The organism is Stenotrophomonas sp. CASM106 (assembly GCF_049384825.1).
GTDB lineage: Bacteria > Pseudomonadota > Gammaproteobacteria > Xanthomonadales > Xanthomonadaceae > Stenotrophomonas > Stenotrophomonas muris.
In genome coordinates, this window is sequence record NZ_JBMRFS010000011.1 from 114,767 (window position 1) to 121,125 (window position 6,359).

The window sequence follows — 6,359 nt, forward strand, 5'->3', positions numbered from 1 at the left end:
GCGGCGCGAAAGCACGGGCAAGTATGCTGGACACCGGTGGATCCCCGCCTCTGGCGGGCATTCAGACTCATGCATGCATTACCCGGAATCGCCTTGACCGACACCACCCCGCGCCCCGCGCCGAGCGAAAACCACCTCCTGATCAACGCCTATACGACGCATCCGGAGTCCCCCCTGCTGTCCGTCACCCGCCGCATCGCCGACAGCGGCTGCAACCTGGTGGACGCACGCCTGGCCACGGTCGGCCGCGATGTCTCGGTCACCGCCCTGGCCACCGGCTCCTGGGACTCGGTGGCCAAGCTCGAGGCGATGCTGACCCGGCTGGAGCGCGAGGAGGGCCTGAAGCTGGTCTGGTACCGCACCGCCGCCAAGCAGGCGCAGTCCAACCTGCTGCCGTACATCGTCGAAGTGATCGCCGCCGACAAGCCGGGCATCCTGTTCCAGCTGGCCGATTTCTTCGACCGCCAGGGCATCACCATCGAGAACCTGCAGAGCACGCGCTACCGCGCCATGCAGACCGGTGCGGAAATGTTCAGTGCACAGGTCACCATCGGCGTGCCGGCCAACATGCACATCGCCGCGCTGCGCGACGATTTCCTTGAGTTCTGCGACCACCTGAACCTGGACGCGATCATGGACCCGATGAAGTTCTGAATGAATTCCTGATTTTTCGCGCGCCTCTCACGGGCGCGTGGCGTTTCATGCAATTGTCTTGGAAAGAACCCAGGCTCGACAGAAGGACCTCATGAACAACGGCGATACCCTGGACAGCACCACCCTCTCCCTGCCGCTGGCGCTGTCCGGTGGCGACCAGGCCACCCTCGGCGACTATGCCGGCCAGTGGCTGGTGCTGTACTTCTACCCCAAGGACAGCACTCCCGGCTGCACCACCGAAGGTATCGACTTCAACGCGCTGCTGCCGAAGTTCAAGAAGGCCGGCGCGGTCGTGCTGGGCGTCTCGCGCGATTCGGTGAAGTCGCACGACAATTTCTGTGCCAGGCAGGGCTTCGGCTTCCCCCTGGTCAGCGATGGCGACGAAGCGCTGTGCAGCGCCTTCGACGTGATCAAGATGAAGAACATGTACGGCAAGCAGGTACGTGGCATCGAACGCAGCACCTTCCTGATTTCCCCCGACAGCCGCATCGTGCAGTCCTGGCGCAAGGTCAAGGTCGCCGGCCATGCCGATGCCGTTCTCGCCGAACTGAAGGCCTCCCAGTCCAAGTGAGTCCCACTGCCTACTGTGTCTGCCATCACCCTGCCAGGCAGCAGGCCGTGGTGGTTTTTCCCTGTCCGTAACCAGGAATCGACGATGACCCGAGGCAAGCGCATCTACGTGCTGGATACCAACGTGCTGATGCACGATCCGACCGCGCTGTTCAAATTCGAGGAGCACGACGTTTACCTGCCCATGCAGGTGATCGAGGAGCTGGACAACGGCAAGAAGGGCACCTCCGAAGCGAGCCGAAACGCCCGCCAGGTGAGCCGCTTCCTCAACGAGCTGGTGCAGGCCTCCGGCCTGGACAACCTGGCCGACGGCATTCCGCTGCAGCGCCCGAATGGGCTGCAGCTGCGCGGCAAGCAGAGCGCCGGCAAGCTGCGCTTCCAGACCAGCCATTTCGACGCTGGCAAGAGCTTCGGCAAGGTGATCCCGGACAACGCCATCCTCGGCGCGATCCTGGCCCTGAAGGAAGAAACCCCCGACCTGCCGGTGGTGTTCGTCTCCAAGGACATCAACCTGCGGATCAAGGCCGCCATCGCCGGCATCGTGTCCGAGGACTACGAGAACGACCGCGCGCTGGACGATTTCAGCCTGCTCTACACCGGCGCTACCGAGCTGCCGGAAGACTTCTGGAAGCGCCACGGCGACGACCTGCGCAGCTGGAGCGACAAGGGCCGTACCCATTACGAAATCCAGGCGCAGGACGGCGAGGAGTGGTACCCGAACCAGTACGTCTACCTGCCCGGCGAAGATGAAGTCGAGCTGCGCGTCAGCCGCGTGGTCGGTGACGGCAAGGTGGTGCTGTCGCTGGTCGATGATTTCCGCCACGGCAGCCACGCCGTGTGGGGCATCAGCGCACGCAACCGCGAGCAGAACTTCGCCCTCAACGCACTGATGGATCCGGAGATCGACTTCGTCACGCTGCTGGGTACCGCCGGCACCGGCAAGACCCTGCTGGCGCTGGCCGCCGGCCTGGCGCAGACGATGGACCAGCAGCGCTACCGCGAGATCATCATGACCCGCGCCACGGTCAGCGTCGGCGAGGACATCGGTTTCCTGCCCGGCACCGAAGAAGAGAAGATGACGCCGTGGATGGGCGCGCTGACCGACAACCTGGAAGTGCTCACGCACAACCAGGAAGGCGGCACGTGGGGGCGCCAGGCGACCAACGACCTGCTGGCCAGCCGCATCAAGATCCGCTCGATGAACTTCATGCGCGGCCGCACGTTCCTGTCGCGCTACCTGATCCTGGACGAGGCGCAGAACCTCACCCCGAAGCAGATGAAGACGCTGATCACCCGTGCCGGCCCCGGCACCAAGATCGTCTGCCTGGGCAACGTCGAGCAGATCGACACCCCGTACCTGACCGAGACCACCTCGGGCCTGACCTATGCGGTGGATCGCTTCAAGAACTGGCCGCATAGTGCACACATCACCCTGCGCCGTGGCGAGCGTTCGCGCCTGGCCGATTACGCTTCGGAGGTGTTGTGAACCGCCGCACCCGCCTGCTGCTGCCCACGGCTGCAATCACCCTCGCAGCCGTGCTGGGCGCCTGCACCACTACGCGCGGCCCGGCCAGTGTGCCCACCGCCGAGCGCACCGGCCAGTCCTGGGTGGTCACCCGCCCGATCATCGCCGCGCAGGTGCTCGACACCTGCTCGCGGCCCAGCCCCGGCCGCGAGGCCGGGCGGGTCAGCGGCTACTGGGCACCCAGCCGGCAGCAGATCGACCAGCTGGAAGCGAATCTGTCTTCGCTGGAGGCCCAGGTGCCGAAGGTGCTCGACTTTGACCGGCAGTACGTCGGCATCGAAAGCGCAGGCCGACGGCTGATCTACATCAATGCCTTCCACCTGCCCGACGACAGCGGCATCAATCCGGCCCGCGAAGCGATCCGCGTCTGCGATGGCGGCGCGCAGTTCTGGGGCGCGGTGTTCGACCCGGCCAGCAACACCTTCAGCGAGCTGCAGTTCAACGGCGGCTTCGGCGGGCCCTGAGGGGCCCCGCCGATGGGAATACGCCTGCCCACCTGGGTCTGGATCGGCGCGGTCGCGCTCTCGTGCGTGGCCGGCATGGTCAACGTGGTCGGCTTCCTCGGTTTCGAGCACCAGGCGGTCAGCCACATGACCGGCAGTACCAGCCAGCTCGGCATGGCACTGGCCCAGGGTGACTGGCGCGCGGTCGGCCACCTGTGGGGACTGCTGATCGCGTTCTCGCTGGGCGCAATGCTCAGCGGCCTGCTGATCCAGGACAGCACCCTGCAGCTGGGCCGACGCTACGGCGTGGCACTGGCGCTGGAATCGGCTCTTTTGCTGGTGTCCATTCCGCTGTTCGAACGGCACCAGATCTGGGGCGCACTGGCCGCCGCCATGGCCTGCGGCCTGCAGAATGCAATGGCCACCACTTTCAGCGGCGCGGTGGTGCGCACCACCCACCTCAGCGGCATGTTCACCGACCTCGGCATCGGCCTGGGCCACCTGCTGCGCGGACTGCCGTTGCAGGTGCGACGACTGACCCTCAGCGGCCTGATCATCAGCGGCTTCCTCGCCGGCGGCATCCTCGGCGCCTGGCTGTTCGTGCGCTGGCAGTACGACGCCCTGCTCGCCCCGGCCCTGCTCACCGGCCTGACCGGACTGGGTTATGTGCTGTACCAGCAGTGGGCGCGTTGGCGGCATTGAGGGCGGCGCTCCAGGGGTCAGATCCCTTTTCCTGCGGCAAAGGGATCTGACCCCATCTATCAGCGGCGACGCTACCGCCTTTACGGTGACCACGGCACAATCGCTGGATGAGCCCGACCACTCCCGTTTCCGCCCTGACCATCGCCGGCTCCGACTCCGGCGGCGGTGCCGGCATCCAGGCCGACCTGAAGGCTTTTGCAGCGCATCGCGTGCACGGCCTCTCCGCGATTGCTGCACTGACCGCGCAGAACACCCGCGGCGTCATCGCCGTGCATGTGCCGCCGATCGATTTCCTGCGCGCGCAACTGGACGCCTGCTTCGACGACTTCGACATCCACGCGGTGAAGCTCGGCATGCTGGCCAACGCCGAGGTGATCAATGCCGTCGCCGATGCATTGGAGCGCCATCGCCCGCCACACGTGGTGCTGGACCCGGTGATGGTCGCCACCAGCGGCGCGCGCCTGCTGGAAGACAGCGCCCTGCAGGCGATGCGCGAGCGGCTGATCCCGCTGGCCACGCTGATCACCCCGAACACGCCGGAAGCAGAGCTGCTGGTCGGACGGAAGATCGGCAACGGCGATGACGCCGAACGGGCGGCCTCCGCCCTGCTCGACCTGGGTGCAGGTGCGGTGCTGCTCAAAGGTGGCCATCTGCAGGAAGGCAACCGCGTGATCGATCGTTACTTCGACGGCGTCAGCAGCGAAGAATTCATCCATGCCCGCCTGCCGCTGGACGCACATGGCACCGGCTGCACGCTGGCCTCGGCCATCGCCGCGCAACTGTGCAACGGCTTGAGCCTGGCCAATGCCTGCGAAGCCGGTATCGACTACGTTGCACGCGGCCTGCAGCAGGGCTATGCCCCCGGCCGCAGCGAGGTGCTGGTGCTCGATCACTTCGGCGCGGCACCACACGCATGAGCCTCACACCGGACGTCCTCGCCGTGCAGTGCGCTGATGGCCATCGCTACGAAGTGATTGCCTGCGTGCCTGCACAGCCCATCGCGCGCCTGCTGTGGCTGCCTGCACTGGGCGTGGCCGCTCGCCACTACCTGCCGCTGGCGCAGGCGCTGGCGGCGAAGGGCGTGGCGGTGTACCTGCACGAGTGGCGCGGCAATGGCAGCAGCTCACTGCGGCCGTCGCGCACGCAGGACTGGGGCTATCGCGAGGTACTCGAACAGGATCTGCCCACCAGCCAGGCGGTCCTTGTCGCGGCGGATGACGAGGCCGGCGCGCTGCCCTGGATCATCGGTGGCCACAGCCTCGGCGGTCAGCTGGCCTGCGTGCATGCCGGCCGCAATCCGCAGCACTTCAACCGCTTGTGGTTGGCGGCCAGCGGCTCACCGTTCTGGCGTGGCTTCCCACCACCGCGCGGCTGGCTGCTGCCGCTGGTCTACCGCTTCCTGCCGTGGATCGCACAGCGCCAGGGCGTACTGCATGGCCGGCGCCTCGGCTTCGGCGGCACCGAAGCGCGCGGACTGATCGCCGACTGGGCGCGCGTGGGCCTGAACAACCACTATGCCGCGGCCGGCATGGACGAAGACCTCGACGCACAGATGGCGCGCGTGCATGGCAGCGCGCAGGCGGTGTTGATGGAACACGACTGGTTGGCACCGACCGGATCGATGCAGGCATTGCTGGCCAAGCTGCCGAATGTGGACGCGCAGCTGCGCGTGCTGTCGGCGCAGGAACTGGGCACGCGCGCCGATCATTTCGCCTGGCTGAAGGCCCCTGACGCTGTGGCGGACCGCTTTTTCATTCAGTTGGATGAAAATTTTCACAAAACTGTTGACGGTACGCGCCGACATCCGCATAATTCCGCTCCTGTCGCAGGGCGCCCGTAGCTCAGTTGGATAGAGTACCTGGCTACGAACCAGGCGGTCGGGAGTTCGAATCTCTCCGGGCGCACCACTCGACAGGTTTTCAGCATCCGCCGCTGGAAATGCAGTAAAATTTGATTGTGTACCGCGCGCCCGTAGCTCAGTTGGATAGAGTACCTGGCTACGAACCAGGCGGTCGGGAGTTCGAATCTCTCCGGGCGCACCATACACAGTCAGCACAACAAGTTTATGTAATTGGCGCCCGTAGCTCAGTTGGATAGAGTACCTGGCTACGAACCAGGCGGTCGGGAGTTCGAATCTCTCCGGGCGCACCATTACACAGAAACAGCAGGCCTCGGCCTGCTGTTTTTTTATGCGTGTTTTTCGGCAGGGCTGCGCCCTGCACCCCTGGTAGTGCCGGCCGCTGGCCGGCAACCTCAACGACAACAGCAGCAGCACGCATTCCGTGGGTTGGCGGGGCGGTGTCGGAGTGCGGGGACCCCGCAAGTACGTCCATGCAGACTTGGCAGCCGCTTGCTCGTGTGCGCTTTCCTGCGCACACGGCAAGACCGGGGTTGGGCGTCCTGCCCAACCCGCCCGAGGCATGCCTCGGGCCCATGCGGCTGACACCCCGCACTCCGACACCGCC

The 6,359-nt window shown here is 65.9% G+C and carries 7 protein-coding genes and 3 tRNA genes; all 10 read left to right on the plus strand.

The window, feature by feature from the left end:
• Window positions 1-69 precede the first annotated feature (69 nt).
• The 10 genes from VG556_RS19770 to VG556_RS19815 all read left to right on the plus strand — a co-directional run bounded on the left by VG556_RS19770 (window position 70) and on the right by VG556_RS19815 (window position 6,045).
• Window positions 70-654, plus strand: coding sequence for a glycine cleavage system protein R (locus tag VG556_RS19770; protein ID WP_227864548.1), 585 nt, complete (start codon window positions 70-72; stop codon window positions 652-654).
• 91 nt (window positions 655-745) lie between these two features.
• Complete coding sequence (locus VG556_RS19775) at window positions 746-1,225, plus strand: peroxiredoxin (protein WP_014646743.1); 480 nt, start codon at window positions 746-748, stop codon at window positions 1,223-1,225.
• A gap of 84 nt (window positions 1,226-1,309) precedes the next feature.
• Window positions 1,310-2,710, plus strand: a complete 1,401-nt coding sequence (locus VG556_RS19780; protein ID WP_014646742.1) for a PhoH family protein — start codon at window positions 1,310-1,312, stop codon at window positions 2,708-2,710.
• Entirely contained in the window at window positions 2,707-3,213 is a 507-nt protein-coding gene (locus VG556_RS19785) for a hypothetical protein (protein WP_014646741.1), read from the plus strand. The genes VG556_RS19780 and VG556_RS19785 overlap by 4 nt, the downstream gene beginning before the upstream one ends.
• A gap of 12 nt (window positions 3,214-3,225) precedes the next feature.
• A complete protein-coding gene (locus tag VG556_RS19790; protein WP_049406125.1) occupies window positions 3,226-3,894 on the plus strand; it encodes a YoaK family protein in 669 nt (222 codons plus the stop codon).
• A gap of 107 nt (window positions 3,895-4,001) precedes the next feature.
• Entirely contained in the window at window positions 4,002-4,811 is an 810-nt protein-coding gene (gene thiD / locus VG556_RS19795) for a bifunctional hydroxymethylpyrimidine kinase/phosphomethylpyrimidine kinase (protein ID WP_046429932.1), read from the plus strand.
• Window positions 4,808-5,734 (plus strand): alpha/beta fold hydrolase, encoded by a 927-nt coding sequence (locus VG556_RS19800; protein WP_100449795.1) that lies wholly within the window; start codon window positions 4,808-4,810, stop codon window positions 5,732-5,734. Before thiD ends, VG556_RS19800 begins: the two co-directional genes overlap by 4 nt.
• Window positions 5,725-5,801 (plus strand) — tRNA-Arg (locus tag VG556_RS19805). Before VG556_RS19800 ends, VG556_RS19805 begins: the two co-directional genes overlap by 10 nt.
• Window positions 5,802-5,859: 58 nt before the next feature.
• A tRNA-Arg gene (locus VG556_RS19810) sits at window positions 5,860-5,936 on the plus strand.
• Window positions 5,937-5,968: 32 nt separating this feature from the next.
• Window positions 5,969-6,045 (plus strand) — tRNA-Arg (locus VG556_RS19815).
• Window positions 6,046-6,359: the final 314 nt, after the last annotated feature.

Bases quoted from the DNA above. Each gene is read 5' to 3' on its own strand.
- VG556_RS19770 (WP_227864548.1), top strand. From the start codon at position 70: ATGCATGCATTACCCGGAATCGCCTTGACCGACACCACCCCGCGCCCC.
- VG556_RS19775 (WP_014646743.1), top strand. From the start codon at position 746: ATGAACAACGGCGATACCCTGGACAGCACCACCCTCTCCCTGCCGCTG.
- VG556_RS19780 (WP_014646742.1), top strand. From the start codon at position 1,310: ATGACCCGAGGCAAGCGCATCTACGTGCTGGATACCAACGTGCTGATG.
- VG556_RS19790 (WP_049406125.1), top strand. From the start codon at position 3,226: ATGGGAATACGCCTGCCCACCTGGGTCTGGATCGGCGCGGTCGCGCTC.
- thiD (WP_046429932.1), top strand. From the start codon at position 4,002: ATGAGCCCGACCACTCCCGTTTCCGCCCTGACCATCGCCGGCTCCGAC.
- VG556_RS19800 (WP_100449795.1), top strand. From the start codon at position 4,808: ATGAGCCTCACACCGGACGTCCTCGCCGTGCAGTGCGCTGATGGCCAT.